Genomic DNA, 25,741 nt, shown 5'->3' with positions numbered 1-25,741 from the left:
GGTTCTCGTTTGAGTTCAGCGGTTTTAGCAGCAATGATCTTTATTCTTACACTTATTTTTGTTATTTGGCAGCCGAAACATCTGTCTATTGGCTGGTCAGCCTGCGGGGGAGCGGTTTTGGCTTTGCTTGCGGGGGTTGTGAGCGTGAAGGATGTGGCGGACGTTACGGGCATTGTATGGAATGCCACTCTGGCGTTTGTGGCGATCATTCTCATCTCGCTCATTTTAGACCACATTGGCTTTTTTGAATGGGCTGCTTTGCATATGGCAAAGGCGGCTAAAGGAAGCGGCCTGCGTATGTTTATTTATATTTCTGTTTTAGGCGCTGTCGTGGCGGCGTTTTTTGCCAATGACGGTGCGGCGCTTATTTTAACGCCAATTGTGCTTGCGATGATGCGGGCTTTGCGTTTTGAAGAAAAGCTGGTGTTCCCATTTATTATCGCGAGCGGGTTTATCGCTGATACAACATCGCTTCCGCTTGTGGTCAGCAATTTGGTCAATATCGTGTCGGCCGATTTCTTTCACGTCGGGTTCATTGAATATGCGGCACGGATGATTGTCCCGAATCTCTTTTCGCTTGCGGCAAGCATACTCGTTTTATACTTATTTTTCAGAAAAGGGATTCCGAAACATTATGATCTCAGTCAGGTGAAGAGACCGGCTGACGCCATTAAAGATATAAACATGTTTCGTATGTCATGGCTTGTGCTGGGCATGTTATTAATCGGTTATTTTGTAAGCGAGATATGGTCCATCCCCGTATCCTTTATCGCTGGTGCGGTGGCTGTTTTCTTTCTTATTATGGCGAAGAACAGCCCGGCCGTTCATACGAAGCAGGTGGTCAAAGGGGCACCGTGGGCGATTGTGTTTTTTTCCATTGGGATGTATGTCGTCGTGTACGGGTTAAGAAACGCCGGCTTAACAGACCTTCTGTCCAGCCTTATACAGATAGCCGCAGATCAGGGGCTATTGGCGGGAACCATTGGAATGGGTTTTATCGCGGCTATTTTATCATCGATAATGAATAACATGCCGACCGTCATGATTGATGCTATTGCGATAGCCGGTACAGATACACATGGAATAATGAGAGAAGCCTTAATTTATGCAAATGTCATCGGTTCTGATCTGGGACCGAAAATCACGCCGATTGGGTCGCTGGCGACGCTGTTATGGCTTCATGTTCTCGCCCAAAAAGGAGTGAAAATCTCTTGGGGGACATACGTGAAAACAGGGATTATCCTGACGGTTCCGACCCTGCTGATTACTTTATTCGGCCTTTATATCTGGTTATTGATCATTCACTAAATCGTTGGGAGATGAACAAACATGCCTAAAAAAACCATCTACTTTTTATGCACGGGCAACTCCTGCCGCAGCCAAATGGCTGAAGGCTGGGCGAAACAATATCTAGAAGATGAATGGAATGTATACAGCGCGGGGATTGAAGCGCATGGGCTCAATCCGAATGCTGTAAAAGCGATGAAGGAAGCGGGGATCGACATATCCGGCCAAACATCAGATATCATCGATCCGGCTATTTTAAATAGTGCTGATCTTGTCGTGACGCTTTGCGGAGACGCGGCTGATAAATGCCCGATGACGCCGCCTCACGTCAAGCGCGAGCACTGGGGCTTTGATGACCCTGCAAAAGCGGAAGGATCCGAAGCGGAAAAATGGGCGTTCTTTCAGCGTGTTCGTGACGAAATCGGTGAGCGGCTCAAACGTTTTGCGGAAACAGGTAAATAAGCTGGAAAGGCCGGGAGAATTGTCTTCCGGCTTTTTTATGATGGTGACCGCAGATAACAGAGGGCGACCTAACGATATTGGCATTGCTGAATCTCGTAATGGCAATTTAAGTGTGAATGGATCTTATATCTTTTTTATAAATCTTTTAATAGAAACAGTATTCTGTTTTGGAATAGCTGCTTTTATTTCTGTATTTGAGCTTTGTCGGGCAGATACCGTTTCAAAGCCTGTAACGATCAATATAATAATGTATTGCGAAAGCAAACAAATGATAGAAGCGATAGAAAATGTATAGGGAGGAAAAAGTCATGCCGCCACGGCCAACTAAATGGATTAAGAGGAACGATCGGCCGGAACCTCTTTTATCCCCAAGTGTCATGCAAGGAAGAAATGGAAATTCCTCATCCGCTCAACAAAACCAGGGCTTTGCACCAGCTACAGCAAATACGAACCAGCCTATTTCCGCTTTCAGAGCCACCAGCAATACAAATCTGTCAGTGGCTGCAAATGCAGCTAGTGGAGTCTTATTTCAAAATGTAGAATTTGATTTGGCGAATGAATATAACCCCAACACATCTACATTTTCACCGAGAACAGCAGGCGTATATTCTCTTAACGCATCAGTTGAGTTTCAAACGAATGCGATTGTTGACTTCAACTTAGAAGTCGTATTTCTTGTGAATCAAGATGTGATAGGCGGAAATAACACATTTCAAGCAGGGAATCTCCCGGCTGTCGTAGCCATTACGGAAATTCTTCAGTTAAACGCCGGAGATACGGTGACAGTTGCAATGAGAAGTACTGCCGCTGGAGTCATTCAAGCGACTCCGAGAACCCGTTTTGCAGCCGCCAGAGTTCCTTCTCCGACTGCGTAAAAAGGGATTTTTGATTCGTGTAAATCTAAAGTTGATTTTTCCTGTTTGAGGATTGATCAGCTTTTTTCATATTTTCAAAATAATTGAAACATTAATAGCTCAGTATCGTACAAAAAAGGGGAGGTGAAACAATGAAGCAGGATAAAAGGAATGACCTTAAGACTTTATTTGAAACATTAGGCGAAAGAAATCATTTCAACGGGGCGGTTTTAGCTGCAGAGGATGGCGGCATCTTATACCATCACGCTTTCGGTTATGCGGATTTGCCGGAAAAACGGCTTTTGCAAGAAAATTCTTTGTTTGAGCTGGCATCACTATCAAAGCCTTTTACAGCGCTGGCAGTTGTTTTATTGGAGGAGAAAGGGATGCTTGGTTATGAGGATAAAGTGGAGCGCTGGATTCCCGGATTTCCATATGAAGGCGTTACGATACGGCACTTATTGAACCATACATCCGGGCTTCCGGAATATATAGAGTGGTTTTTTGTCAATTGGGATAAAAGCAGGGTCGCAGTGAATCAGGATGTAGTGGATATGCTGATGAATGAGCAGCCCCCTTGCTATTTTGCTCCGAATGAAGGCTGGCTGTACAGCAATACGGGGTATGTGCTGCTGGCAGTTTTGATTGAGAAGGCATCCGGCATGAGCTATGCGGATTTTTTGAAAAAACATATTTTCACCCCGGTCGGTATGGCGAACACGAGAGTATATAACAGGAGGCTGCGTCCTGAGCAGATCGATGACTATGCGTATGGATATGTGTATGATGTGCATTCCGGCCAGTACGTTCTTCCAGATGACCTTGAGGAAACGAGCTATGTTGTGTATCTGGATGGAATACAGGGAGACGGTACAGTGAATTCTGTCACAAGCGATTTATTTCGATTTGATCAGGCTTTATATCAGGACAAATTGATCAGCAAGGCTTCTAAGGAAGCCGTATTTTCTCCTGTACAACTGAGCAATGGGGAAACGGTTGACTACGGATTTGGCTGGGTGCTGCAAAACAGTCCTGAAAAAGGGCGGATTGTCAGCCATAGCGGAGGGTGGCCCGGCTATTCGACGATGATGATCCGATATATAGATTATCGTAAAACGCTGATCTATTTGAGCAATATGGAACAGGATGCTGATTATGAACAAGCGATACTGAAGGCAGCGGAGAATATTTTATTTGACCAGCCTTATAAGATCCCTGAACGTCCAGCTGATAAAAAGAAAAAAGAAATTGATACAGCGATTTACAGCCGCTATGTTGGCAGCTACTCCTTTCACGATGGTACCGCTGCAACGGTGACAGCTGAGAATGAGCGGCTTTATCTGCAAATCACCGGACAGATGAGGTTTGAATTATTTCCTTCCTCGGAAACCCGTTTCTTTCTGCAATCATTGCCTGTTGAAGTTGAATTTATGTTAGGGGATGATACTGCGAAAAGTTTTATCGTTTATCAGGACGGAACAGAGGGAGAAGCGGTCCGGACGAATTAGAAAGGAATGAATTTGATGATTGGGATATTAGCTGGAATGGGCCCGAAATCGACCTCTCCATTTTTAGATAAGGTCATTGATTACTGTCAGAAGCTATATGGCGCTTCACATGATATCGATTACCCGCAAATGATGATTTATTCCTGTCCGACCCCTTTTTATGTCGATCGCCCTATCGATCATAATGAAATGAAAAAAGCGATTATCGATGGGGCCGTCAAGCTGGAGAAGACCGGTGCGGACTTTATTTCTCTTCCTTGTAATACGGCGCATGTCTATTTTGAAGACATCCAGCAAGCATTGTCGATTCCTTTGTTACTTATCATTGAGGAAACGATGAAGGCGCTCCCGGGTTCAGCGCAAAAAGTGTCTGTTTTAGGAACGGACTCAACCATACAATCCTGTATTTATCAAAAAGGCCTGAAGGCGGGCGGATATGAGTTTATTCATGAGGCACATTGGCAGCGGGAAGTCAATCAGCTCATCGCCGCGATCAAACAGCCGAATCATGTTCAGAAAACTCAGGACATATGGCGTGAGTTATACTTGGAAATCAGTAAAAGAGCGGATCTCATCATTTCGGCTTGCACAGATTTAAACACGGTGTTAGATCATGTTCACGGTGATATCCCGATTATCGATTCCTCTGATTGCCTCGCAAAAAGCACGGTCAGCACGTATCTTACCTATCAAAATGAACCATTCAACAAGGGCTGTATGTAATCGGCTCTTGTTTTTTTGTGTTCTTATCGTTTGACAGCCTCACGCAATGGTGTTAAAGTAAACATGTAAATAGTTACATGATTTCTTCTGGAGATCAGGTGGTGCTTATGAAGAAGCCAGTTTTAAAAAAATTCGTCTCCCTAGACATTAAGGTTGATCCTCCAATCACCATTGGTGAGACAGGTTTAGGGCTGAGACGATGGATTCCGATTCGATCGGGAACAGTAACCGGAGAAGTGGAAGGACGTATTTTGCCTGGCGGAGCTGATTCGCAAATCATTCGCGCTGACGGCAGAACAGATTTATCTGCCAGATATGTCATAGAAACAGCAGATCATGAGCTGATTTACCTTGAAAACAATGGAATACGGCAAGTCAGCGAGCCGTTCCGAACACGAGCAGCGGCCGGGGAAGTGATTGACACCGAGCATGTTTATTTCCGCACGGTGCCGACATTTGAGACAGGCAGTGAAACCTATCAATGGCTGCATGACCGCTTGTTTATCGGTTCCGCAGAAAGAACCCCTGATTACGTTCGATTAGACATTTATGAAGTAGAGTAAAAGACTAAGGAGAGTGTGAAATATGGAAAACTTTATCGGAAGCCACATGATTTATACTTACGAAAACGGTTGGGAATACGAGATTTATATTAAAAATGACCATACAATTGATTATAGAATTCATAGCGGAATGGTGGCCGGACGCTGGGTTCGGGATCAGGAAGTGAACATTGTCAAACTGACAGAGGGCGTATATAAAGTGTCTTGGACAGAGCCGACAGGTACAGATGTTTCATTAAACTTTATGCCGAATGAAAAACGGATGCACGGCATTATTTTCTTCCCAAAATGGGTGCATGAACATCCTGAAATTACGGTCTGCTACCAAAATGACCACATTGACCTGATGAAGGAATCACGCGAGAAATACGAAACCTATCCCAAATACGTAGTGCCCGAATTTGCTGACATTACATTTCTGAAAAATGAGGGAGCCGATAATGAGGAAGTCATTTCTAAGGCGCCTTATGAAGGAATGACAGACGATATTCGCGCAGGGAAATTGTAAGAAAACAAAAACCCGGTAAAGAGAGAATGACTTCTCTTTACCGGGTTTTCTTTTTGCTGAGTATGTGGGCACCATCACAATTCCCGCAAAAAACAGTAGAATCCCAATCCAGCGGATGGGCTGGTAATAGGCGGTGTCTTGTAAATAAACGACTGCTGATAAAATGAAGATACATGCTGCCACAACGATGACGGCACCCATGCAGCCTGTTTTTCCCATGTGATTCTCCTTATGAGTGTAATAGTTTTTTCCGCTTCTCACCATCAGGATCGTGCTCAATAGAAAGTTTGGAATTCAAAATCAAGGTTTCTCGTTTGTCTTCAGTATAAGCCGGCCATTGTACATCTTCGCAGCTTGGACTTCCTGTTTTTGCGAAGGCAAGCCACGCTGATTGTATCGTGTGTGAAAGCTGTTTGACCTCATCCGTAATGTCTGCTTGTACCATTCGTTTCAGTCCGTTTAGATTGCCGAACACAAACGGCAGTTCCAGTGCGTGAACCGCTTTATTGTACGGCGGCTTGTCCGGGTGCCAATCGAATCGGTACATCCAGACAGGTGCGTAACGGGATTGGGCGGAAGCGCAGGCGACGGCCGGGCGCCAAAACAGCAAATCCGTCATGATATGAATTTGGCTTTCGAGAGAGCGCGGATACAGATCGGCCGCTTTCTTTGCCAGCGGCTGACCCAATAGATACTCAAGCGCTTCATCAATTGTTTCCTGAGAGTGAACTTCTGAATCCGGCGTAAAAAATAAATACCCTTCATCACGATTTGTTCCGATTAACAGCGGAATGCCGTCAGCAGCCCCTTCAGCGATGGCTTTCTCCGGCTCAGCAGGCAGTGTTTTCGGATCAAGGGCAGGCTGGAATAACAGCTGAAAGATATTTTCATTTTCGGTTTTTCGCAGCTGGTCGGCGGCTTTAAGCAAATCTTCAGCAGACACAGTATGCAGCCTGTCCAATTGGTGACCGTTAATTCCAAGGATTCGTAAAAAAGCATGCGCGGTGCTTGCCGCTTTTTCTTCTGTCATGGTTCGGGAAGAGCCGCTTTCTAAGATTGCTTTCTGGAACAGGCCTTTTGCAGCAGGCATGGCTAGCAGCGCGGCAATGCTCATACCGCCCGCTGATTCTCCAAACACCGTTACATTTTCCGGATCGCCGCCAAACGCAGAAATATTGTCCTTGACCCATTTCAGAGCCGCGGTTTGGTCAAGCAGTCCAAGGTTGTTGGAATACGCTTCATCAATGGAAGATAAATGTAAAAAACCAAATGGTCCCAGCCGATAGTTCAGAGTGACGACAATGACATCTCCCTGAGCTGCCAGGTTCGAGCCGTCGTATAAAGGCTCACTGCCTGCGCCGAGATAAAATGTGCCGCCATGAATCCACACCATGACAGGACGATTTTTGCCCGGAGTGTCAGGTGCAAATACATTTACATACAGGCAGTCCTCAGACTGGCGGGGGAGTTCAGGGTATGAATATGACAGTAAATCAGGCGGCTGCGGGCAAACCCGGCCGTACGCAGTTGCGTCCAGTACGCCTTCCCAGGCCGCCGGCGGCTCAGGTGCTTTAAACCGCAATTGTCCGACGGGCGGCTTTGCGTAGGGGATGCCTTTCCATATGTGGACACCGTTTTTTGAAATGCCTTTCACTGTGCCGTATTGCGTTTTGACCATTGATTCAGACATAGCATTCTCTCCCTTTTTCCCCCATTATAAACAGATTTGTCCTGATGATGCGAACCTCAGCCCTTCTACGATATTCATTTTCCCATCGTTTTTAAAAAGGATTTGACTTCCTGAACCGTCAGGCCGATTTCTCTCGCTTCCGCCATCAGCGCTTTCCACTCTTCTATATTCGATTCTGTCAGCTTTCGGTTTCGGTAGGAGGCGGTTTCAGGCTCCCCTTTCTTTAACTTGTTCGTAAAAGTGAACAATTCTTCCTTTTCCATTCCAGCTTGAACAGCTTGAACAAGATGCACACGCCATTCTTCCTCTCCGCCGCTGATTTTTTGATACATCATCGTTTCAGCGTCAAATAATTCTGTTAATTCGACATCCAGGGTTGCTGATACTTTTTTCAAAAATTGAACGGACGGATTCGTATGAACGCCTCTTTCAATCTTGCTTAAATAAGATTTAGAAACGCCTGACTCAATAGCCAGCTGATTAATAGAATAGCCTTTTCTTTTGCGGTACAAGCGGATAATTCTTCCAATCATAATATGAAATTCTCCTCTATTCCTGTCGTTATTTCGTTCATTATAAGGAATTATTCGTTCTTTATAAAATTTAAAATAATAAGGGAAGTGCAGTAAATAAGAGGAAAATCATGATTTTGTTCTCTAAAGAGAACTTATTGGCTTATTTTGCAATTTTTAAATAATAAAGTTTTCTTTTATAATCCAATCATTAACAGAAAGGGGCGCGGGAAGCCAGCCGTGAGAAGGCTGAAGGCTATGAATATATGAATGAGAATATGAGTTTTAAAGAATTATACGCAATTGTCAGACATAGATTCGTGCTGATTCTGCTCATCACAATAGGCGTCACCTTTATTACAGGTTTTGTCCAATTTAAGGTCATTTCACCGACTTATCAGGCGTCGACTCAAGTGCTGATTCATGAATCAGACGGTGAAGAAAACTCGAATCTCAGTGACATCCAGAGAAATCTTCAGTACAGCAGCACGTTTCAATCGATTATCAAAAGCACGGCCTTGATGGAAGAGGTCAAGGCGGAGTTACATCTTTCTGAATCGGCTTCCTCGCTGAAAGGAAAAGTGATGACCAGCAGTGAAAATGAATCGGAAATCATCACCGTTGCCGTTCAGGATCACAATCCGGAGAGAGCGGCTAAGATTGCAAATACGTTAGTGAACAAGTTTGAAAAAGAAGTAGATGAAAGAATGAATGTGCAAGGCGTACATATTCTTTCAGAGGCGAAGGCTTCTGAAAGCTCAATGATTAAGCCGTCCCGGATGAGAAATATGGTCATGGCTTTTGGAGCGGCCGTGATGGGCGGCATTACACTGGCATTTTTTCTGCATTTTCTCGATGATACGTGCAAAAGCGCACGGCAGCTCAGCGAGAAAACCGGATTGCCCTGCTTGGGCTCTGTCCCTGATGTCAAAAAGAAACGGAATCGCAGGGTTGGATAAAACATTTCGAGGAGTGAAGTGAGTGGTCTTTAGAAAAAAGAAAGCAAGGCGAGGTTTGGCTCAAATATCCGTTTTACATCATAAATCAATTGTTGCGGAACAATATCGCACCATTCGGACAAACATTGAGTTTTCATCCGTACAGACCAACTTGCGGTCCATTCTCGTCACCTCCTCTGTGCCTGGTGAAGGAAAATCGTTCAGTGCAGCGAATCTTGCGGCAGTCTTTGCGCAGCAGCAGGAAAAGAAAGTGCTGCTGGTGGATGCCGATTTAAGAAAACCGACAATTAACCAGACGTTTCAGGTTGAAAATTTGACCGGGCTGACAAATGTGCTGGTCGGCAATGCTTCTCTCAGTGAAACGGTGCAAAAGACACCGATCGATAACTTATATGTGCTGACAAGCGGACCGACGCCGCCGAATCCGGCTGAACTGTTATCCTCGAAAGCAATGGGAGATTTGATATCAGATATCTATGACCAATTCAGTCTGGTGATCTTTGATTCTCCTCCGCTCTTAGCTGTCGCGGACGCTCAAATTTTAGCGAACCAGACAGATGGAAGCGTGCTCGTTGTCTTAAGCGGAAAAACAAAAACCGATACCGTCCTGAAAGCGAAGGACGCACTGGAGCAATCCAATGCAAAGCTGCTAGGTGCTCTTTTAAATAAAAAGAAAATGAAAAAATCAGAACACTATTCCTATTAATTTGTGCTTTTAGGTGATGTCTCCTTACCTGTATCAATGGAGGCACTCGGCTCCGCTGTGGGCAGCTTGAACAGGCTGCCTTAGATGCTGGTCGTCGCTGGCGGGGCGTGAGGACGGGTTAAATGCCCACTTATTTGATATACATAGGAAATGTTATCGGTTTAGCTGCTGTCGATTTTTTAGAAGACGAAAACCGCCGCAGCTAAACCGATAAAAGTATTAGGGGGGAAAAGGTTGAGTTACCGGAGAAGACTGTCAATGATTATCGCGCTGGATACTTATCTCGTTTTAAATTCAGTTATTGCAGGATATCAATTTTTAAAAGATTCTTATCAATTTTATGACTCCGGAGCATTATTGCTTACCGCAGTCAGCTTGCTCCTCAGCTATCATGTATGTGCTATCCTGTTCCATCAGTATAAACAGGTCTGGACATACACCGGACTCGGCGAACTGATTGCTCTGCTTAAGGTCATTACGATTTCAGCCGCTGTGACCGGCATCATACAGTACGCTGTGTATCATACGATGTTTTTCCGGCTGTTAACAGCGTGCTGGGTGCTACAGCTTCTGTTCATTGGGGGAACCCGCGTTTTATCGAGAATCTTAAAAGAAAGCATCAGAAAAAAACGCAGAACATCGGCCCGCGCATTGATTATCGGAGCGGGATCAGGCGGAACCCTGATAGTCAGGCAACTGCTGCAAAAAGATGATCCCGACATTACACCTGTCGCTTTTATTGATGACGATCAAACGAAACATAAGCTGGAAATGATGGGGCTGCCCGTCATCGGCGGAAAAGAAAGTATCATGCCTGCGGTACAAAAGCTCAAAATTAACTATATCATTATTGCGATTCCTTCTCTCCGTACCCATGAACTGCAGGCGCTGTACAAAGAATGCGTGCGAACCGGAGTGAACATCAAAATCATGCCTCATTTTGATGAAATGCTGCTTGGAACGCGCACTGCCGGTCAAATCAGAGATGTAAAGGCCGAGGATCTGCTAGGCAGGAAGCCGGTAACCCTCGACACAAGCGAAATTTCAAACCGCATCAAAGGAAAAACAGTTCTCGTCACCGGAGCGGGCGGTTCAATCGGCTCGGAAATCTGCCGGCAGATCAGTGCGTTCCAGCCGAAGGAAATCGTTCTTCTCGGCCATGGGGAAAACAGCATTCATTCTATTTATTCTGAACTGAATGGACGATTCGGAAAACACATCGTGTTCCACACGGAAATTGCGGATGTGCAAGACCGTGACAAAATGTTTACCTTAATGAAAAAATATGAACCGCACGTCGTCTATCACGCGGCTGCCCATAAGCACGTGCCTTTAATGGAACACAACCCTGAAGAGGCAGTCAAAAACAACATCATCGGAACAAAAAACGTGGCGGAAGCGGCAGATATGTGCGGGACAGAGACGTTTGTGCTCATTTCATCGGATAAAGCGGTGAACCCGGCCAATGTAATGGGAGCAACGAAACGATTTGCCGAAATGATTATTATGAATCTGGGGAAATTCAGCAGAACGAAATTCGTTGCGGTTCGCTTTGGCAATGTTCTCGGCAGCCGGGGCAGCGTCATTCCAATTTTTAAGAAACAGATTGAAAAAGGCGGTCCCGTTACAGTGACACATCCGGCGATGACCCGCTATTTTATGACCATTCCCGAAGCGTCACGGCTTGTCATCCAAGCTGGAGCGCTGGCGAAAGGCCGGCAGATTTTTGTTCTTGATATGGGAGAGCCCGTGAAGATTGTCGATCTCGCCAAAAACCTCATTCATTTATCTGGCTACACGACGGAGCAGATTCCAATTGAGTTCACAGGTATTCGCCCGGGTGAAAAAATGTATGAGGAGCTACTGAACAAAAATGAAGTTCATGCCGAACAAGTTTTTCCGAAAATCCATATCGGCAAAGCGGTGGACGGCGACTGGCCATTGCTGATGCGTTTTATAGAAGATTTCAATCAGCTGCCGGAAGCCGAGCTCAGAGAGCGGCTGTTTGCGGCAATAGACACATCAAACGAAATGACGGCTGCCGGCATTCGTTAGGGGGAGTGAAGATGACGAAAAAAATATTATTTTGTGCCACTGTCGATTATCATTTTAAAGCCTTTCATCTTCCTTACTTTAAATGGTTTAAACAATTGGGCTGGGAGGTTCATGTTGCTGCGAGCGGGCAGACGCGACTGCCGTATGTCGATGAGAAATTCTCCATTCCGATCCGAAGGTCACCCTTCCATCCTCAGAACCTTGCCGTTTACAGACAGCTGAAGAAAGTGATCGAAACCAACGAGTACGACATCGTCCATTGCCATACGCCGGTCGGCGGCGTTCTCGCACGGCTTGCGTCAAGGCAAGCGAGACGGAACGGAACAAAGGTGCTCTACACCGCACACGGATTTCATTTTTGCAGCGGAGCGCCGATGAAAAACTGGGTCCTTTATTATCCGGTTGAAAAATGGCTTTCTGCCTATACAGACTGCCTGATCACCATAAATGAAGAAGATTACACGCGAGCGAAAGCGCTTCAAAGACCGGGCGGGATGACAGAAAAAATTCACGGCATCGGCGTTAATACAGACAGGTTCAGGCCAGTCAGCCTTGAAGAGCAGCATAGGCTGAGAGAAAAGCACGGCTTCCAAAAAGACGACTTTATATTGATCTATCCGGCTGAATTGAACCTCAATAAAAATCAGAAGCTGTTAATTGAAGCTGCAGCACTGCTGAAAGATAAGATACCGGAACTCCGTCTTGTTTTTGCCGGAGAAGGAGCGATGGAACAAACGTATCGGGACTTAGCTGAAAAGCTAGGAGCTTCCCGCAATGTTTGCTTTTACGGCTTTTGCCGCGATATTCACGAGCTGATCCAGCTTGCGGATGTTTCTGTCGCATCCAGCATCAGAGAAGGCCTCGGCATGAATGTGCTTGAGGGCATGGCGGCGGAAAAGCCGGCAATTGCCACTGATAACCGCGGACACCGGGAAATCATCCGTGACGGAAAAAACGGTTTCCTCATCAAAATGGGCGACAGCGCTGCTTTTGCTGACCGGATTGAACAGCTCTACCTTGAGCCGGAACTGCGCAGAACACTTGGACAGGAAGGCCGCCAAACAGCCTTGCGCTTTTCTGAAGCGCGAACGGTAGAAGAAATGGCAGATATTTATTCCGTGTACATGGATAAAAAGGAGAAAAGCGTATGAATTCAGGACCGAAAGTTTCTGTCATTATGGGCATTTATAATTGTGAATCCACTTTGGCGGAAAGCATTGAATCCATTCTCAGCCAATCCTATAAAAATTGGGAGCTGATCATGTGCGATGATGCGTCAACAGACGGCACGCTCCGTATCGCGAAGCAGTATGCCGCTCATTACAGCGACCGCATCAAGCTCATTCACAATCAAAAAAACAAGCGGCTTGCCGCTTCATTAAATCACTGTCTTTCTTATGCGACAGGCGAGTATATCGCCCGCCAGGACGGAGATGATCTGTCCTTTCCGCGCCGTCTGGAGAAGCAGGTTGCCTTTTTAGAGAAGCATCGGCACTACCAGGTGGTCGGCACCGGCATGCTTGTGTTTGATGAATTTGGCGTAAGGGGCACACGGATGCTGCCTTCTGTTCCGGATCCGGCCATTATGGCGAAAGGGACGCCGTTTTGCCATGGGACAATCATGATGAGAGCCAGCGCTTACCAGACGCTGAAAGGCTATCGTTCGGTGCGGCGGACAAGGCGAATGGAGGATATCGATTTGTGGCTCCGCTTTTTTGAAGAGGGCTTTCGAGGCTATAACCTCCAAGAAGCGCTGTATAAAGTAAGGGAAGACAGCGACGCATTCAAGAGGCGGTCTTTTACCTACTCAATCGACAACGCCATTCTTGTATACCAGGCTTGCAGACGCCTGAAGCTTCCTTTTTCCGCTTACATATATATCGCAAAACCGCTCATTCGCGCGTTTATGCCTCCTGCTGTGATGAATCGTTACCATAAAAAAAGAGTGATGAATCAGAAGGAAGGGCTTGTGAAGCATGAATAACAGCCAACAGCGCGTGCTCCATGTTCTCAGCGGCATGAACAGGGGCGGCGCGGAAACCATGGTCATGAATTTATATCGGAAAATGGATAGAAGCAAGGTGCAATTTGATTTTTTAACCTATCGAAATGATCCGTGCGCTTATGATGAAGAAATTTTATCGCTAGGCGGGCGGCTTTTTTATGTCCCGAGTATCGGACAAAGCAATCCCATCACATTTGTGAAGAATGTAAGAAACACAATAAAAGAAAACGGGCCGTTCAGCGCGGTTCATGCGCACACAGATTTTCAAACCGGCTTTATCGCGCTTGCGGCAAGGCTAGCTGGAGTGCAGGTCAGAGTATGCCATTCCCATAACACCTCGTGGAAGACCGCCTTCAATTGGAAGGACCGCCTGCAGCTGATGGTGTTCAGACGCCTCATTTTGTCATATGCGACTGAATTGTGCGCTTGCGGAGAGGATGCGGGACGGTTTTTATTCGGGCGATCCAATATGGAGCGGAAGCGGGTTCATCTGCTGCCGAACGGAATAGACCTTGATCTGTTCTCTCCAGCCGGGCAGGCGCCCGATGACGAAAAAAAAGCACGCGGCATAGCGTCTGACCGGCTGATCATTGGTCATGTGGCCCGATTTCATGAAGTGAAAAATCACGCGTTTTTGCTGAAGCTTGCCGTTCACCTGAAAAAACGGGGAGTTCGCTTTCAGATGGTTCTCGCAGGAGACGGTCCGCTGCGGGAGCAGATGGAGGAGGAAGCGCGGCGGCTGAATCTGCTTTCCGATGTTCTCTTTTTAGGAACTGAAGAACACATTCATGAGCTCATGCGCACCTTTGATGTATTTGTCATGCCGTCATTGTACGAAGGCTTGCCTGTTGTGCTTGTGGAAGCGCAGGCTTCGGGTCTTCCGTGTATTATTTCCGACACGATCACAGAAAAAGTCGATACGGGGCTCGGACTTGTGAAAAGGGTGAGTCTCACTAAGCCGATGGACATTTGGGCTGAAACGATTGTTAGAGCGGCCGCCGCAGGCAGGCCGAAGCGGGAGCTCGTTAAAAGTACCCTTGCAAAACTCGGCTATGATGCGCAGCAAAATGTAGGTGCATTGATGAATTTATATCAGATTAGCACTGAAAAAGGACAATAAAAAATGATTGTGTATGTCGTCAATATGGGAATTGTATATATTTGGTCTTGGTTTGCTAAAATGTGCGGCGGCCGGGATGGGTCACTTGCTACGGACTATCGACCGAACAAGCTTCTCATTTGGATTCCGCTTGCCTCACTTGTGCTTGTTTCAGGGCTGCGTTACAGGGTCGGAACAGATTTTCAGACGTATACGCTGCTGTATCAAATGGCAGGAGACTATCAAAGCATTTGGCAGATATTCGGTTTTGGCACAGCGAAAACGGCAACAGATCCGGGCTTTACCGCGCTGTTATGGCTGATGAATTTCATCACGAAGGACCCGCAAATCATGTATGTCACTGTTGCGGCCGTGACCTATATCTTTATTATCAAGACGCTGGCAGACTACGGCAGACCGTTTGAGCTGAGCGTCTTTTTATTTTTAGGAACCTTTCATTATTACGCATCCTTTAACGGAATCAGACAATACATGGTGGCAGCCGCTTTGTTTTGGGCGATTCGCTATATCATCAATGGAAACTGGAAGCGTTACTTTCTGATTGTGCTAGTCAGTTCGCTCTTTCACTCCTCAGCGCTGGTGATGATTCCGGTCTATTTTATTGTCAGAAGAAAAGCCTGGTCACCGGCAATATTCGGTCTCTCAGCTTTATTTCTCGGCATGACCTTTTTATACCAGAAATTTATTTCGGTATTTGTCGTTGTGCTTGAAAACAGCTCATACAGCCATTATGAAAAGTGGCTGATGACCAATACAAACGGAATGAATGTGGTCAAAATCGCTGTTTTGGTCCTGCCGCTGTTTCTGGCCTTTTGTTACAGAGAGCGTCTCCGAAAGCTGTGGCCGCAAATCGATATTGTCGTTAATTTGTGCCTTCTCGGGTTTTTATTCGGTCTCTTGGCCACAAAGGACGTGATCTTTGCCAGATTTAATATTTACTTCGGGCTGTATCAAATGATCTTAGTTCCTTATTTTGTCAGAATATTTGATGAGAAATCGAATGCGTTGATCTATATCGCCATTGTGGTTTGTTATTTTTTATACAGTTATTTGCTTATGCCGGTTGATTCATCTGTTCTGCCGTACAGAACGATTTTTTCCCGGTAATTTATGCAAGAGGAGCCGGTCATTATGGAAACACCTGCGGTTAGTCTGTTAGTCGCTGTTTATAATACAGAAACCTATATCAGAAACTGTCTTGAGTCGTTAAAGAACCAGACATTGGACAATATTGAAATTATCATCGTCAATGACGGTTCGGCAGACGCCAGCCCGGACATCGCGGAAGAATATGCGCAAAAGGATAAACGATTCAGAGTCATTCACCAGGAAAACCAAGGGCTCGGTGCTGTTCGGAACAAAGGGATCGAGGCGGCCCGCGGAGAATTTGTGGCATTTATAGATTCAGACGATTGGATCGAGCCTGATTATTGCTTGCAAATGGTTCAGGCAGCATCAGAGGAAACCGATCTGGTGATTTGCAACTACGCCGCAGAGTTTGAGGACACTGAAAAAACCGTTGTCTCAGACATTGCGGAAACCTATCGGGATCAGCCCAAGGAGTCCTATATCAAGGCGTTATTCGAAGGGAAGGTCCGGGGATTTTCGTGGAATAAACTGTATCGAAGAAGCATGATTGACGCGCACCGGCTTTCGTTCCCGCTCAGAGGTGAGCTGGAGCATGTCGAGGATCAGTTTTTCAGCTTCAGGGCACATTTTTTCGCCCGCTCGGTTTCCTATGTAGAAGCGCCTCTCTACCATTACCGAATTCATCTTTCCTCCATCGTGCAGGGTTATCAGAAAAAACTGTTTGAATCAGGACTGGCGCTGTATCAGGCGAACGCAGCGTTTTTACAGGAAAACAACAAGCTGGAGGAGTACCGTAAGGAGCTTGATTTCTTTATCGTTCTCCATAGCACCATCTGTCTGCTGAACGAATGGAAAACAAGCGGCAGCCGGCGCCTTTTGGAAAGGCTCAAAACGGTCGGCGTGATTTGCGCTGATCCGGTGTTTCAAGGCAGCCTGTCGAAAACGGGGACAGCGCCTTTTGACGCAAAACGGTCATGCCTGCTGCTGATGGCGAAATACAGAATGATTCCGTTCGTTGCCATGGCGTCCGCCGTGTATCAGCGAGTGATCGAGTACAAAATGAAAATCAGAGGGTGAAGAGATGTCGTTACATTCATTGAAAATCAATCTTGCAGAATGGCTGCTGTTAAAGGTTAAGTACCCGTCCCAATTTTTGCTGGGTGCGGCCGATCAGCCGGTAAAGGCTGCCGCACATAAGAAGAAAATCATACTGACCCTGCTGCCTTCCCATGATAATTTGGGGGATCATGCCATTGCTTATGCCAGCAAAGCGTTTCTTGAGCAGGAATACTCCGATTTTGAAATCGTTGAGGTCGATATGAAGGACATATACAAATCAGCAAAAGCGCTGATTCGCTCCCGCCACCCGGAGGATATGGTCTTTATCATCGGCGGCGGAAACATGGGGGATTTATACCGGTATGAAGAGTGGACGCGCCGCTTTATCATTAAAACGTTTCATGATTACCAAATCGTACAGCTTCCGGCAACCGTTCATTTTTCTGATACGAAAAAGGGACGAAAAGAGCTGAAACGGGCGCAGAAAATTTATAACGCGCACCCCGGTTTATTGCTGATGGCGCGTGATGAGACTACGTACCAATTTATGAAGCGGCATTTTAAAGAAAAAAAGATCCTGAAGCAGCCCGATATGGTGCTGTATTTAGATAGAAGCAATGCCTCTGCGGAACGCGAAGGGGTGTATATATGTTTGCGCGAGGATCAGGAAAGCGTGCTTCAGGAGGAACAGAGAAACCGTGTGAAGACCGCTCTTTTTGATGAATTTGGCGAGATCAAAGCTTTTACGACAACGGTCGGGCGCCGGGTCAGCCGCGATACACGGGAACAGGAGCTGGAAGCGCTTTGGTCTAAGCTGCAGAGCGCTGAAGCCGTTGTCACTGACAGGCTGCACGGCATGATTTTTTGTGCATTGACAGGAACGCCATGTGTCGTGATTCGTTCTTTTGATCACAAGGTCATGGAAGGCTACCAATGGCTGAAAGAGGTTCCAATGATGAAGCTGATTGAACAGCCGGAGCCGGAACGTGTGACAGCCGCAGTGAAAGAGCTGCTGACAAAAGAAACAAACCGTGCCGGCTTTCCGCGGGACATGTATTTTAAAGGGCTGCGCGATAAAATCAGCGGTGAAGCACGATGACACCGCTCGTCAGCATTATTGTCCCAATGTATAACGTTGAACCTTTTATTGAAGATTGCATCGATTCGCTGCTGACCCAAACGCTTTCTGATATAGAAGTTATCCTGGTTAATGATGGAACACCCGATCGATCTGGTGAGATGGCAGAGGCATACGCGAAACGGGATACAAGAGTTCAAGTCATTCATAAAAAAAATGGCGGCTTGAGTTCGGCTCGAAACGCGGGAATCAAAGCGGCGCGGGGTACGTATATCGGGTTTGTAGACGGAGACGATTATGTCTCTCCCGCCATGTTTCAAAGACTTGCAGACGAAGCAGAGCAGCACCGGCTCGATATTGCTGGCTGCGGATTTTATAAACAGTCCGAAGACAGGCGGGTATACGTGCCGCCGCAGCTCGAAACAGGCCGTGTGCTGACAAAAGCGGATATAGCTGAGCAGCTCCGACAAGCCCACGAAACGAGATTTATCTGGTATGTATGGCGGTATGTGTATCGCCGTGAGCTTTTGGAAAGGGCGAGCCTGTGGTTTGATGAAGACATCCGTTTTGCTGAAGACTCGCCCTTTAATTTATCTGCTTTTTATGAAGCCGAGCGGGTAAAAATGCTGGATGAAGGCTTGTACATATACCGTGAAAATCCGAACAGCCTGACGGAAATTCCTTATAAACCTGCAATGGATGAAAATATCCAAAAACAATATCAAGCCAAAATCGCATTTTATAATCAGCGCGGCTTATCGGCTGTGTGCAAAGAAGATTTGGATGTGTATATTTGCAAGCACCAGCTTCCGATGCTTCTGGCAAACGCCTGTGCCTCACCGCAGCCGCCGAAAGACATCAAAAAACAGATCAGACAGATTTTATCCTATGACATGGTGCGGCAGGCTGTCAGACACACACCGTTCCAGCATGAGAAATTAGGCAGAGGCGAGCGATTGGTCTTAGCGCTGTGCAAATGGCGGCTGATCTTTCTCATCAAGCTGTTTTTTGAGACTCGCGGAACCATGAAAGGCAGTGCAAAGCAGGCATGAAATTCACCATAAACTTCAGCGCCAATCTCACAGCTTTTCTTTTGTCCGTATTCTTGTCTGTCTGGATGACGCCTTTTATTGTCAAAACGCTTGGTGTGGAGGCTTTCGGCTTTGTGAATTTAACACAAAATGTGATTAATTATTTCTCCATTATCACGGTGGCGCTCAGCTCCGTGGTTGTGCGTTTTTTTTCTGTCGCAGCCCACAGGGGAGAGCAGGAAAAAGCAAATGCGTATATCAGCAATTATTTGGCTGCGTCTGTTTTGATTTCATTGCTGCTTCTGCTGCCTCTTATGAGTGCGGCTTTTTTTATTGACCGCCTCATGAACGTCCCACAGGATCTTTTGGCTGATGTTCGGCTGTCGATTTTGATTGGAAGTCTGCTGTTTCTTTTAACTTTTTTGATGGCGGGGTTTGGAGCGGCGCCGTTTTATGCCAACAAACTGTATATCACCAGTTCCATTCAGGCGGTGCAAATGCTCATCCGCGTGCTGTGTGTGCTGGCGCTGTTTGCCTGCTTCACGCCAAAAATCTGGCAGATTCAGCTTGCCGCTTTAGCCGGTGCCGTCATAGCGTCTATCCTGTCTTTCCACTTTTTCAGAAAACTGATTCCATGGTTTTCATTTAAGCTGAAAGACTTGTCATTTCGCGTAAGCAAGGAACTGTTTCAGGCAGGAACCTGGAACTCAGTCAATCAGATCGGCGTGCTGCTTTTTTTGCAGATCGACCTATTAACCGCCAACTTGGTGCTGGGTGCATCTGAAGCGGGAAAATATGCGGCGATTATCCAGTTTCCGCTGCTGCTGCGCAGTTTGGCAGGAACAGTCGCATCTCTATTTGCGCCTGTCATTACTTCTTATTATTCAAAAGGCGATATGGACGGCTTGGTCAAGTACGCCAATCAGGCAGTGAGACTGAACGGGCTTTTGCTTGCGCTTCCGGCTGCCTTATTGGGAGGTTTGGCCGGGCCTTTTCTGACGATCTGGCTTGGACCGTCCTTTTCCTCTGTAGCGCCGCTTTTATATATTCACGCTGGATATTTGGCGGTCAGCCTTGCCTTTATGCCGCTGTTTTATATATGGACCGCCTTTAATCAACAAAAAACACCGGCGCTCGTCACTCTGCTGTTAGGCGCAGTGAATGTTGTGCTGGCGGTCACATTAAGCGGGCCGGCTCATCTTGGGCTTTACGGCATTACACTTGCCGGGGCAATATCGCTTGTGCTGAAAAATGTTATCTTTACGCCGCTTTATGTCTCACGCATTACCGGTTACAAAAAGCATGTGTTTTTTACAGGCATGTTCGGTCCGGTCTTTGCCGCTTTGTTTGCATGGGCGGTTTGTGAGGCCATCCAGTTATGTATCACCATTGAAAGCTGGACATCACTGATTGCTGCAGGTGCCGCTGTCAGCTGCTGCTACGCGGTTTTCGCTTTTATGCTTGTTTGTACGAAAGAAGAACGACAGATGGTGCTGAAACGGTTTAGAAAAACGAAAGGAGCTGTAAATATTTGATCCTGAAACGTCTTTTTGATCTGACGGCCGCTATTCTTTTATTGTGCTGCACGAGTGTCATCATTCTCTTCACCATCGCCATTGTCAGGCTGAAAATAGGATCGCCTGTCTTTTTTAAACAAGTACGGCCCGGCCTGGGGGGGAAGCCGTTCACCCTCTATAAATTCAGAACGATGACGGATGAACGGGACAGTGAGGGCAACCTGCTGCCGGATGCAGTCCGGCTTACGAAAACAGGCAGGCTGATCAGAAAGCTGAGCATTGATGAGCTCCCGCAGCTGCTGAATGTAGTGAAGGGAGACCTCAGTCTCGTCGGCCCTCGGCCGCTGCTGATGGATTATCTGCCGCTTTACACAAAACAGCAGGCACGGCGCCACGAGGTGAAGCCCGGGATTACAGGCTGGGCGCAGGTCAACGGCAGAAACGCGATTTCCTGGGAAAAGAAATTTGAACTGGATGTTTGGTACGTTGACAACCGTTCATTCTTGCTCGATTTGAAAATTTTATGTCTGACGGTACGCAAAGTTCTTGTTTCAGAAGGCATTCAGCAAACCAATCATGTGACGGCAGAACGCTTCACAGGAAGCGGAGATGTGTCTTCATGAGAAACGTGGCCATTGTGGGAGACGGCGGTCACGGAAAGGTGATCAGAGAACTCATAAGCGCCCGTTCAGACACGCGCTTAGCTGCGGTGCTGGACGATAAATTCAGCACATTTGTTGCCGGGAGTGAGCTGTACACAGGTCCCTCGGAAGCCATTTCTGAAGTGCGCAGGCTGATCCCTGACGTCATGTTTGTGATTGCAATTGGAAACAACAGGGTCAGAAAACAGCTGGCAGAGCGGCTGGGATTATATAAAGAAGATTTCATCACATTAATCCACCCGTCAGCCATCATCAGCAAATCGGCTGTCATCGGGGAAGGAACGGTTATTATGGCCGGTGCGATTATTCAGGCGGATGTTCGGATCGGCGCCCACTGTATCATCAATACGGGCGCGATCGCAGAGCACGACAATCAGATCGGCGACTTCGTCCATCTTTCTCCGCGCGCCACGCTTTCTGGAGGTATTGCGGTTCAAGAAGGGGCTCATGTGGGCACCGGGGCCTCCGTCATTCCGCAGATCACAATCGGCTCCTGGAGCATCGTCGGCGCAGGCTCTGCGGTGATCCGCTCCATCCCTGACGGCGTAACGGCTGTAGGCACCCCGGCGCGCGTGATTTCTTCTATTCAAACCTAAAGCAAAGGATGATTACATGCATAAAAAAATCTACTTATCAGCCCCTCATATGAGCGGCAGGGAGCAGCATTATATTTCAGAAGCCTTTCACTCAAACTGGATTGCGCCGCTTGGGCCGCTTGTGAATACTTTTGAAGAAAAATTGGCTGAACGAGTCGGCGCCAAAGGGGCGGCTGCGGTCAGCTCAGGCACCGCCGCAATTCATTTGGCGCTACGTTTGCTGGATGTCAAAGCGGGAGATACCGTGTTTTGTCCGTCTTTTACATTTGTGGCAACGGCAAATCCGATTTTATATGAAAAAGCGGTACCTGTCTTTATCGATTCTGAGCCAGATACGTGGAATATGTCTCCGAAAGCCCTTGAAAGAGCACTGGAGGAAGCGAAACGAAATGGCAATCCGCCTAAAGCGGTCATTGCCGTCAACCTGTACGGACAAAGCGCGAAAATGGATGACATTGTAAGCCTGTGCGATTCATACGGAGTGCCGGTCATTGAGGATGCGGCTGAATCCCTCGGTTCGGTCTATAAAGGGAAGCAGAGCGGGACATTCGGCCGTTTCGGCATTTATTCCTTTAACGGAAATAAAATCATCACGACTTCAGGAGGCGGGATGCTTGTGTCAGACGATGAAGCCGCCATTGAAAAAGCAAGATTTCTCGCTTCACAGGCCCGCGATCCTGCTGTTCATTATCAGCACAGTGAAATCGGGCACAACTACAGATTGAGCAATATCCTTGCAGGAGTCGGTATTGCCCAGCTTGAGGTGCTGGATGAGCGGGTGGAGAAAAGACGGGAGATTTTTGCGAGGTACGAAAAAGCGCTTGGCAGCATAGATGGCGTTTGCTTTATGCCGGAATACTCGGAAGGCGTGTCCAACCGCTGGCTTACTGCACTCACGCTAGATAACGGGCTGACTCCATATGACGTGGTTCAGCATCTTGCTGAAGAACAGATTGAAGCGAGACCGCTTTGGAAGCCGCTGCATACCCAGCCGCTGTTTGCGTCATCAGCATTTTATTCCCATACAGATTCTGAAAGTGTGTGCGACACCTTATTCAGGCGAGGGATCTGCCTCCCATCCGGAACAAATATGACCGAAGAAGATCAAGACCGAGTAATCGATGTGTTGTTACACTTATTCCAAACAACAGAGGTGAAGAGATGGACAGCAAGCATTCAATGATCAGCCTGAAGAAAAAACTGGCCGGGCTGCTCGATATGATACCGAAGCAATCCGAAATCATTTACGCCGACTATCCTCTATACGGAAATGTAGGGGATTTGTTTATTATGAAAGGAACGGAAGCCTTCTTTAAAGAAAATGACATTCGGGTCAGAAAACGCTGGAACCCAGACAATTTTCCAATCGGACGAAAGCTTGATCCGAATCTGATCATCGTCTGTCAGGGAGGCGGTAACTTCGGGGATTTATATCCGTACTATCAAGGATTTAGAGAGAAAATTGTTCAAACCTATCCGGACCACAAAATCGTCATCCTGCCGCAATCGATTTATTATCAGAATGAAGATAACTTAAAACGGACAGCTGACATTTTCTCTGCCCATTCAAATCTGCATATTATCACAAGGGAAAAAGCCTCCTATGCCACGGCACAGGCGTACTTTCAAAACAATCATATCAAGCTCTTGCCTGATATGGCCCACCAGTTGTTTCCCATCATTCCGACACAACAGCCGACCGGTCAAAAGTTGAGATTTATCAGAACAGATCATGAAGCAAATGATGAGCTTCAAAGACATGCGCAAGCGGAAAGCTATGACTGGCGCACCGTGCTATCAGCTTCAGACCGCCGGACAATCGCTTTTCTCCAAACGCTGAACGTCCTGAACAAAAAAGCGGGCAATCCTCTGCCAATCGCATTTATATGGAGAAAATATTCAGATTACATCATCAATAAAGCCATTCGTTTTTTCAGCCGTTACAAATCGGTGGAAACGTCAAGGCTGCACGGCCACATTTTGTCTTCACTTCTTCAAAAAGAAAACACGGTCATTGATAATTCCTACGGAAAAAACGCCAATTACTATCATACTTGGATGGAGGGAGTGCCAAACACTCAAATCATTCGGGACGCCTCAAAGAAGGAAAACCTTCCTGCTCATATGTGAGCGGAAGGTTTATTTTGATTCTCCGCGTTTTACCTTGTTGTAGGCTTCATCTAAATGCTGAATCCGCTTCAGGACAACTGAGTTTTTTGTCAGCTGATCCTGCACCAGTGTTGAGACCACAGAACGGTAGTAGCTGTTCATTGCGTGGATCTTATCCTCAGACGGGTTCATTTCAATATGCTGCTTTAAGTTTTCAATAAAATACGGTACAGAAAAAAGTTCAGACATTTCTTTGGCAGCTCCTTTTTCATAAATGTATACGGTGTCATCCCAATCATGTACAATGAAGAAAGGGGAGTGAGCAAGATGGATATGAAACTTCAGCAAGTACAAGTACTAAAGCCTCAACTGACACAGGAGCTCAGGCAGGCCATCACGCTGCTTAGCTATCATTCGGCGGAACTGGCCGAATACATTGATGAGCTCTCACTGGAAAACCCTCTTATTGAACGAAAGGAAACAGACACACCGCCACTATCTTACCATAAAACAAACAAAAACAGGATCAGCAGGCAGGAGGCGGGCCTTCAATTAAGCAATCCGCAAAAAACACTGCAGGATGTCCTCAAACAGCAATCGCTGGATATGAATCTGTCAAACACTGAAAAAAAGATTTTTAATTATCTGATACATTCGCTAGATTCAAACGGATATCTGGAGGAAGATGTGGAGGAAGCAGCCCGGCGCCTGTCCGTTTCGGCAGAGGAAGCGGAAGCGGTTCTGAGAAAACTTCAGTCGCTTGAACCAGCGGGCATCGGCGCAAGATCTCTTCAAGAGTGTATCTTGCTGCAATTACAGCGTCTCCCGAGCAGAAATGAACAGGCAGAACTGCTTGTTTCAGAACACTTTGATGTATTTGCGCAAAAAAACTGGAAAGCGCTTTCAAAAGAAACTGGAATGCCGCTTCACACGATTCAGGACATTTCTGATAAAATTGCTGCGCTTCACCCAAGACCCGGCCTTCTGTTTGCCAGTCCGGAGCATGATATGTATATTGAACCCGACATTTTCATCACCGTTAAAAACGGCCACATTACAGCGGAACTGAACAGCCGCTCGTTCCCGGAGATTGAGCTGCATCCGCAGTACAGGCCGCTTCTATCGTCGGGCGCCTGTCAGGATACGGTTTCCTATTTATCTACTAAATATCAGGAGTGGCGCTGGCTGAGCCGCGCGCTGAGGCAGCGGAAGCAGACGATCACCAGAATTGTAAATGAGCTGACCGCGCGTCAAAGTGATTTTTTCCTGAAAGGGCGGAGCGCCATGAAGCCGCTGACACTGAGAGAGGTGGCGGATTGTCTAAGCCTGCATGAATCAACCATCAGCCGGGCCATTAAAGGAAAAACGATACAAACGCCTTACGGATTGTTTGAGATGAAGATGTTCTTCTCAGGAAAAGCAGAGGCCTCTGGGGATGGCGATACATCCAATTATGCGGTTAAAACGCATCTTGAAGCATTGATTCAGCACGAGGATAAAACAAAACCCCTCTCAGATCAAAAGCTTGCCGACCTGTTATATGAACAGCACCGCATCCAAATCTCCAGACGCACAGTGGCGAAATACCGCGATCAATTGAACATTCCGTCATCGGCAGCCAGAAAACGGTACAAATAAAATCCTCCCT

At 46.8% G+C, this 25,741-nt stretch carries 26 protein-coding genes and 2 pseudogenes; 24 read left to right on the top strand and 4 right to left on the bottom strand.

Going from position 1 to position 25,741, the window contains the following annotated elements:
- Positions 1 to 9 precede the first annotated feature (9 nt).
- The 8 genes from NSU16_RS17005 to padC all read left to right on the top strand — a co-directional run bounded on the left by NSU16_RS17005 (position 10) and on the right by padC (position 5,905).
- Positions 10 to 1,308 (top strand): arsenic transporter, encoded by a 1,299-nt coding sequence (locus NSU16_RS17005; protein WP_339191596.1) that lies wholly within the window; start codon positions 10 to 12, stop codon positions 1,306 to 1,308.
- 21 nt (positions 1,309 to 1,329) lie between these two features.
- Complete coding sequence (arsC, locus tag NSU16_RS17000; protein ID WP_168748814.1) at positions 1,330 to 1,749, top strand: arsenate reductase (thioredoxin); 420 nt, start codon at positions 1,330 to 1,332, stop codon at positions 1,747 to 1,749.
- 37 nt (positions 1,750 to 1,786) lie between these two features.
- On the top strand, positions 1,787 to 2,044 hold the full coding sequence (locus NSU16_RS16995) for a hypothetical protein (RefSeq protein WP_339191594.1): 258 nt from the start codon (positions 1,787 to 1,789) through the stop codon (positions 2,042 to 2,044).
- A 13-nt stretch (positions 2,045 to 2,057) separates the two neighbouring features.
- Entirely contained in the window at positions 2,058 to 2,624 is a 567-nt protein-coding gene (locus NSU16_RS16990; RefSeq protein WP_010331966.1) for a hypothetical protein, read from the top strand.
- A 131-nt stretch (positions 2,625 to 2,755) separates the two neighbouring features.
- Positions 2,756 to 4,111, top strand: a complete 1,356-nt coding sequence (locus NSU16_RS16985; RefSeq protein ID WP_339191591.1) for a serine hydrolase — start codon at positions 2,756 to 2,758, stop codon at positions 4,109 to 4,111.
- Positions 4,112 to 4,126: 15 nt separating this feature from the next.
- A complete protein-coding gene (locus NSU16_RS16980) occupies positions 4,127 to 4,834 on the top strand; it encodes an amino acid racemase (RefSeq protein ID WP_339192711.1) in 708 nt (235 codons plus the stop codon).
- Positions 4,835 to 4,941: 107 nt separating this feature from the next.
- Entirely contained in the window at positions 4,942 to 5,397 is a 456-nt protein-coding gene (locus NSU16_RS16975; RefSeq protein WP_026014613.1) for a DUF3237 domain-containing protein, read from the top strand.
- 22 nt (positions 5,398 to 5,419) lie between these two features.
- A complete protein-coding gene (gene padC / locus NSU16_RS16970) occupies positions 5,420 to 5,905 on the top strand; it encodes a phenolic acid decarboxylase (protein WP_010331962.1) in 486 nt (161 codons plus the stop codon).
- A gap of 30 nt (positions 5,906 to 5,935) precedes the next feature.
- Here the strand turns inward: padC and NSU16_RS16965 are convergent.
- From NSU16_RS16965 to NSU16_RS16955, 3 genes and pseudogenes are all read right to left on the bottom strand, one after another.
- A pseudogene (locus NSU16_RS16965) lies at positions 5,936 to 6,124 on the bottom strand (hypothetical protein); the annotation flags it as partial.
- A gap of 10 nt (positions 6,125 to 6,134) precedes the next feature.
- The gene (locus tag NSU16_RS16960) at positions 6,135 to 7,595 is read right to left on the bottom strand and encodes a carboxylesterase/lipase family protein (RefSeq protein ID WP_339191589.1); all 1,461 of its coding nucleotides are present in this window, start codon (positions 7,593 to 7,595) and stop codon (positions 6,135 to 6,137) included.
- Between the two features lie 74 nt (positions 7,596 to 7,669).
- On the bottom strand, positions 7,670 to 8,128 hold the full coding sequence (locus NSU16_RS16955; RefSeq protein WP_010331959.1) for a helix-turn-helix domain-containing protein: 459 nt from the start codon (positions 8,126 to 8,128) through the stop codon (positions 7,670 to 7,672).
- A gap of 245 nt (positions 8,129 to 8,373) precedes the next feature.
- Here NSU16_RS16955 and NSU16_RS16950 point away from each other — a divergent pair.
- The 15 genes and pseudogenes from NSU16_RS16950 to NSU16_RS16880 all read left to right on the top strand — a co-directional run bounded on the left by NSU16_RS16950 (position 8,374) and on the right by NSU16_RS16880 (position 24,114).
- Positions 8,374 to 9,083, top strand: a pseudogene (locus NSU16_RS16950) (YveK family protein).
- Positions 9,084 to 9,088: 5 nt separating this feature from the next.
- Positions 9,089 to 9,772 carry a protein tyrosine kinase EpsB gene (gene epsB, locus NSU16_RS16945; RefSeq protein WP_168748808.1) on the top strand — a complete coding sequence of 228 codons (684 nt, stop codon included), beginning with the start codon at positions 9,089 to 9,091 and terminating at the stop codon, positions 9,770 to 9,772.
- Between the two features lie 234 nt (positions 9,773 to 10,006).
- Positions 10,007 to 11,827, top strand: a complete 1,821-nt coding sequence (locus NSU16_RS16940) for a nucleoside-diphosphate sugar epimerase/dehydratase (RefSeq protein WP_339191588.1) — start codon at positions 10,007 to 10,009, stop codon at positions 11,825 to 11,827.
- A gap of 11 nt (positions 11,828 to 11,838) precedes the next feature.
- Positions 11,839 to 12,978, top strand: coding sequence for a glycosyltransferase family 4 protein (locus NSU16_RS16935; RefSeq protein WP_339191586.1), 1,140 nt, complete (start codon positions 11,839 to 11,841; stop codon positions 12,976 to 12,978).
- Positions 12,975 to 13,811: a glycosyltransferase EpsE gene (epsE, locus tag NSU16_RS16930; protein WP_010331954.1), complete on the top strand. Its 837-nt coding sequence runs from the start codon at positions 12,975 to 12,977 to the stop codon at positions 13,809 to 13,811. The genes NSU16_RS16935 and epsE overlap by 4 nt, the downstream gene beginning before the upstream one ends.
- Positions 13,804 to 14,952 (top strand): glycosyltransferase family 1 protein, encoded by a 1,149-nt coding sequence (locus NSU16_RS16925; protein WP_339191584.1) that lies wholly within the window; start codon positions 13,804 to 13,806, stop codon positions 14,950 to 14,952. Before epsE ends, NSU16_RS16925 begins: the two co-directional genes overlap by 8 nt.
- A gap of 3 nt (positions 14,953 to 14,955) precedes the next feature.
- On the top strand, positions 14,956 to 16,059 hold the full coding sequence (epsG, locus tag NSU16_RS16920; RefSeq protein WP_339191583.1) for a biofilm exopolysaccharide biosynthesis protein EpsG: 1,104 nt from the start codon (positions 14,956 to 14,958) through the stop codon (positions 16,057 to 16,059).
- A gap of 24 nt (positions 16,060 to 16,083) precedes the next feature.
- Positions 16,084 to 17,118, top strand: a complete 1,035-nt coding sequence (locus NSU16_RS16915) for a glycosyltransferase (protein WP_268447120.1) — start codon at positions 16,084 to 16,086, stop codon at positions 17,116 to 17,118.
- Positions 17,119 to 17,122: 4 nt separating this feature from the next.
- A complete protein-coding gene (locus NSU16_RS16910) occupies positions 17,123 to 18,199 on the top strand; it encodes a polysaccharide pyruvyl transferase family protein (RefSeq protein WP_339191582.1) in 1,077 nt (358 codons plus the stop codon).
- Positions 18,196 to 19,230 (top strand): glycosyltransferase, encoded by a 1,035-nt coding sequence (locus tag NSU16_RS16905; RefSeq protein ID WP_268449100.1) that lies wholly within the window; start codon positions 18,196 to 18,198, stop codon positions 19,228 to 19,230. The genes NSU16_RS16910 and NSU16_RS16905 overlap by 4 nt, the downstream gene beginning before the upstream one ends.
- The gene (locus tag NSU16_RS16900; protein WP_339191580.1) at positions 19,227 to 20,744 is read left to right on the top strand and encodes an MATE family efflux transporter; all 1,518 of its coding nucleotides are present in this window, start codon (positions 19,227 to 19,229) and stop codon (positions 20,742 to 20,744) included. Before NSU16_RS16905 ends, NSU16_RS16900 begins: the two co-directional genes overlap by 4 nt.
- Positions 20,741 to 21,349 (top strand): sugar transferase, encoded by a 609-nt coding sequence (locus NSU16_RS16895; RefSeq protein ID WP_010331947.1) that lies wholly within the window; start codon positions 20,741 to 20,743, stop codon positions 21,347 to 21,349. The genes NSU16_RS16900 and NSU16_RS16895 overlap by 4 nt, the downstream gene beginning before the upstream one ends.
- A complete protein-coding gene (locus NSU16_RS16890; RefSeq protein WP_229149294.1) occupies positions 21,346 to 21,984 on the top strand; it encodes an acetyltransferase in 639 nt (212 codons plus the stop codon). Before NSU16_RS16895 ends, NSU16_RS16890 begins: the two co-directional genes overlap by 4 nt.
- A gap of 16 nt (positions 21,985 to 22,000) precedes the next feature.
- The gene (locus NSU16_RS16885; RefSeq protein WP_333513264.1) at positions 22,001 to 23,167 is read left to right on the top strand and encodes an aminotransferase class I/II-fold pyridoxal phosphate-dependent enzyme; all 1,167 of its coding nucleotides are present in this window, start codon (positions 22,001 to 22,003) and stop codon (positions 23,165 to 23,167) included.
- The gene (locus tag NSU16_RS16880) at positions 23,146 to 24,114 is read left to right on the top strand and encodes a polysaccharide pyruvyl transferase family protein (protein ID WP_229149291.1); all 969 of its coding nucleotides are present in this window, start codon (positions 23,146 to 23,148) and stop codon (positions 24,112 to 24,114) included. The genes NSU16_RS16885 and NSU16_RS16880 overlap by 22 nt, the downstream gene beginning before the upstream one ends.
- Before the next feature lie 9 nt (positions 24,115 to 24,123).
- Here the strand turns inward: NSU16_RS16880 and yvfG are convergent, their stop codons facing one another.
- Positions 24,124 to 24,342, bottom strand: coding sequence for a protein YvfG (gene yvfG, locus NSU16_RS16875; RefSeq protein ID WP_024122922.1), 219 nt, complete (start codon positions 24,340 to 24,342; stop codon positions 24,124 to 24,126).
- A 78-nt stretch (positions 24,343 to 24,420) separates the two neighbouring features.
- On the opposite strand from yvfG, the gene rpoN reads away from it, so the two are divergent.
- The gene (gene rpoN / locus NSU16_RS16870; RefSeq protein WP_339191576.1) at positions 24,421 to 25,731 is read left to right on the top strand and encodes an RNA polymerase factor sigma-54; all 1,311 of its coding nucleotides are present in this window, start codon (positions 24,421 to 24,423) and stop codon (positions 25,729 to 25,731) included.
- Positions 25,732 to 25,741 lie beyond the last annotated feature (10 nt).

It is taken from the genome of Bacillus sp. FSL K6-1003, from assembly GCF_037964945.1.
Classification (GTDB): Bacteria; Bacillota; Bacilli; order Bacillales; family Bacillaceae; genus Bacillus; species Bacillus mojavensis.
Note: the sequence above shows the minus strand (reverse complement) of the source record. Positions and strands in the feature narration are given on the sequence as shown.

Coding starts and splice junctions, on each gene's coding strand:
- epsE (WP_010331954.1), top strand. CDS start 12,975: ATGAATTCAGGACCGAAAGTTTCTGTCATTATGGGCATTTATAATTGT.
- yvfG (WP_024122922.1), bottom strand. CDS start 24,342: ATGTCTGAACTTTTTTCTGTACCGTATTTTATTGAAAACTTAAAGCAG.
- NSU16_RS16890 (WP_229149294.1), top strand. CDS start 21,346: ATGAGAAACGTGGCCATTGTGGGAGACGGCGGTCACGGAAAGGTGATC.
- NSU16_RS16900 (WP_339191580.1), top strand. CDS start 19,227: ATGAAATTCACCATAAACTTCAGCGCCAATCTCACAGCTTTTCTTTTG.
- padC (WP_010331962.1), top strand. CDS start 5,420: ATGGAAAACTTTATCGGAAGCCACATGATTTATACTTACGAAAACGGT.
- NSU16_RS16995 (WP_339191594.1), top strand. CDS start 1,787: ATGATGGTGACCGCAGATAACAGAGGGCGACCTAACGATATTGGCATT.
- NSU16_RS16885 (WP_333513264.1), top strand. CDS start 22,001: ATGCATAAAAAAATCTACTTATCAGCCCCTCATATGAGCGGCAGGGAG.
- NSU16_RS16955 (WP_010331959.1), bottom strand. CDS start 8,128: ATGATTGGAAGAATTATCCGCTTGTACCGCAAAAGAAAAGGCTATTCT.
- arsC (WP_168748814.1), top strand. CDS start 1,330: ATGCCTAAAAAAACCATCTACTTTTTATGCACGGGCAACTCCTGCCGC.
- NSU16_RS16935 (WP_339191586.1), top strand. CDS start 11,839: ATGACGAAAAAAATATTATTTTGTGCCACTGTCGATTATCATTTTAAA.
- NSU16_RS16925 (WP_339191584.1), top strand. CDS start 13,804: ATGAATAACAGCCAACAGCGCGTGCTCCATGTTCTCAGCGGCATGAAC.
- NSU16_RS16980 (WP_339192711.1), top strand. CDS start 4,127: ATGATTGGGATATTAGCTGGAATGGGCCCGAAATCGACCTCTCCATTT.
- NSU16_RS16880 (WP_229149291.1), top strand. CDS start 23,146: ATGGACAGCAAGCATTCAATGATCAGCCTGAAGAAAAAACTGGCCGGG.
- NSU16_RS16990 (WP_010331966.1), top strand. CDS start 2,058: ATGCCGCCACGGCCAACTAAATGGATTAAGAGGAACGATCGGCCGGAA.
- NSU16_RS16915 (WP_268447120.1), top strand. CDS start 16,084: ATGGAAACACCTGCGGTTAGTCTGTTAGTCGCTGTTTATAATACAGAA.
- NSU16_RS16910 (WP_339191582.1), top strand. CDS start 17,123: ATGTCGTTACATTCATTGAAAATCAATCTTGCAGAATGGCTGCTGTTA.
- NSU16_RS16960 (WP_339191589.1), bottom strand. CDS start 7,595: ATGTCTGAATCAATGGTCAAAACGCAATACGGCACAGTGAAAGGCATT.
- NSU16_RS16975 (WP_026014613.1), top strand. CDS start 4,942: ATGAAGAAGCCAGTTTTAAAAAAATTCGTCTCCCTAGACATTAAGGTT.
- NSU16_RS16905 (WP_268449100.1), top strand. CDS start 18,196: ATGACACCGCTCGTCAGCATTATTGTCCCAATGTATAACGTTGAACCT.
- epsG (WP_339191583.1), top strand. CDS start 14,956: ATGATTGTGTATGTCGTCAATATGGGAATTGTATATATTTGGTCTTGG.
- NSU16_RS16985 (WP_339191591.1), top strand. CDS start 2,756: ATGAAGCAGGATAAAAGGAATGACCTTAAGACTTTATTTGAAACATTA.
- rpoN (WP_339191576.1), top strand. CDS start 24,421: ATGGATATGAAACTTCAGCAAGTACAAGTACTAAAGCCTCAACTGACA.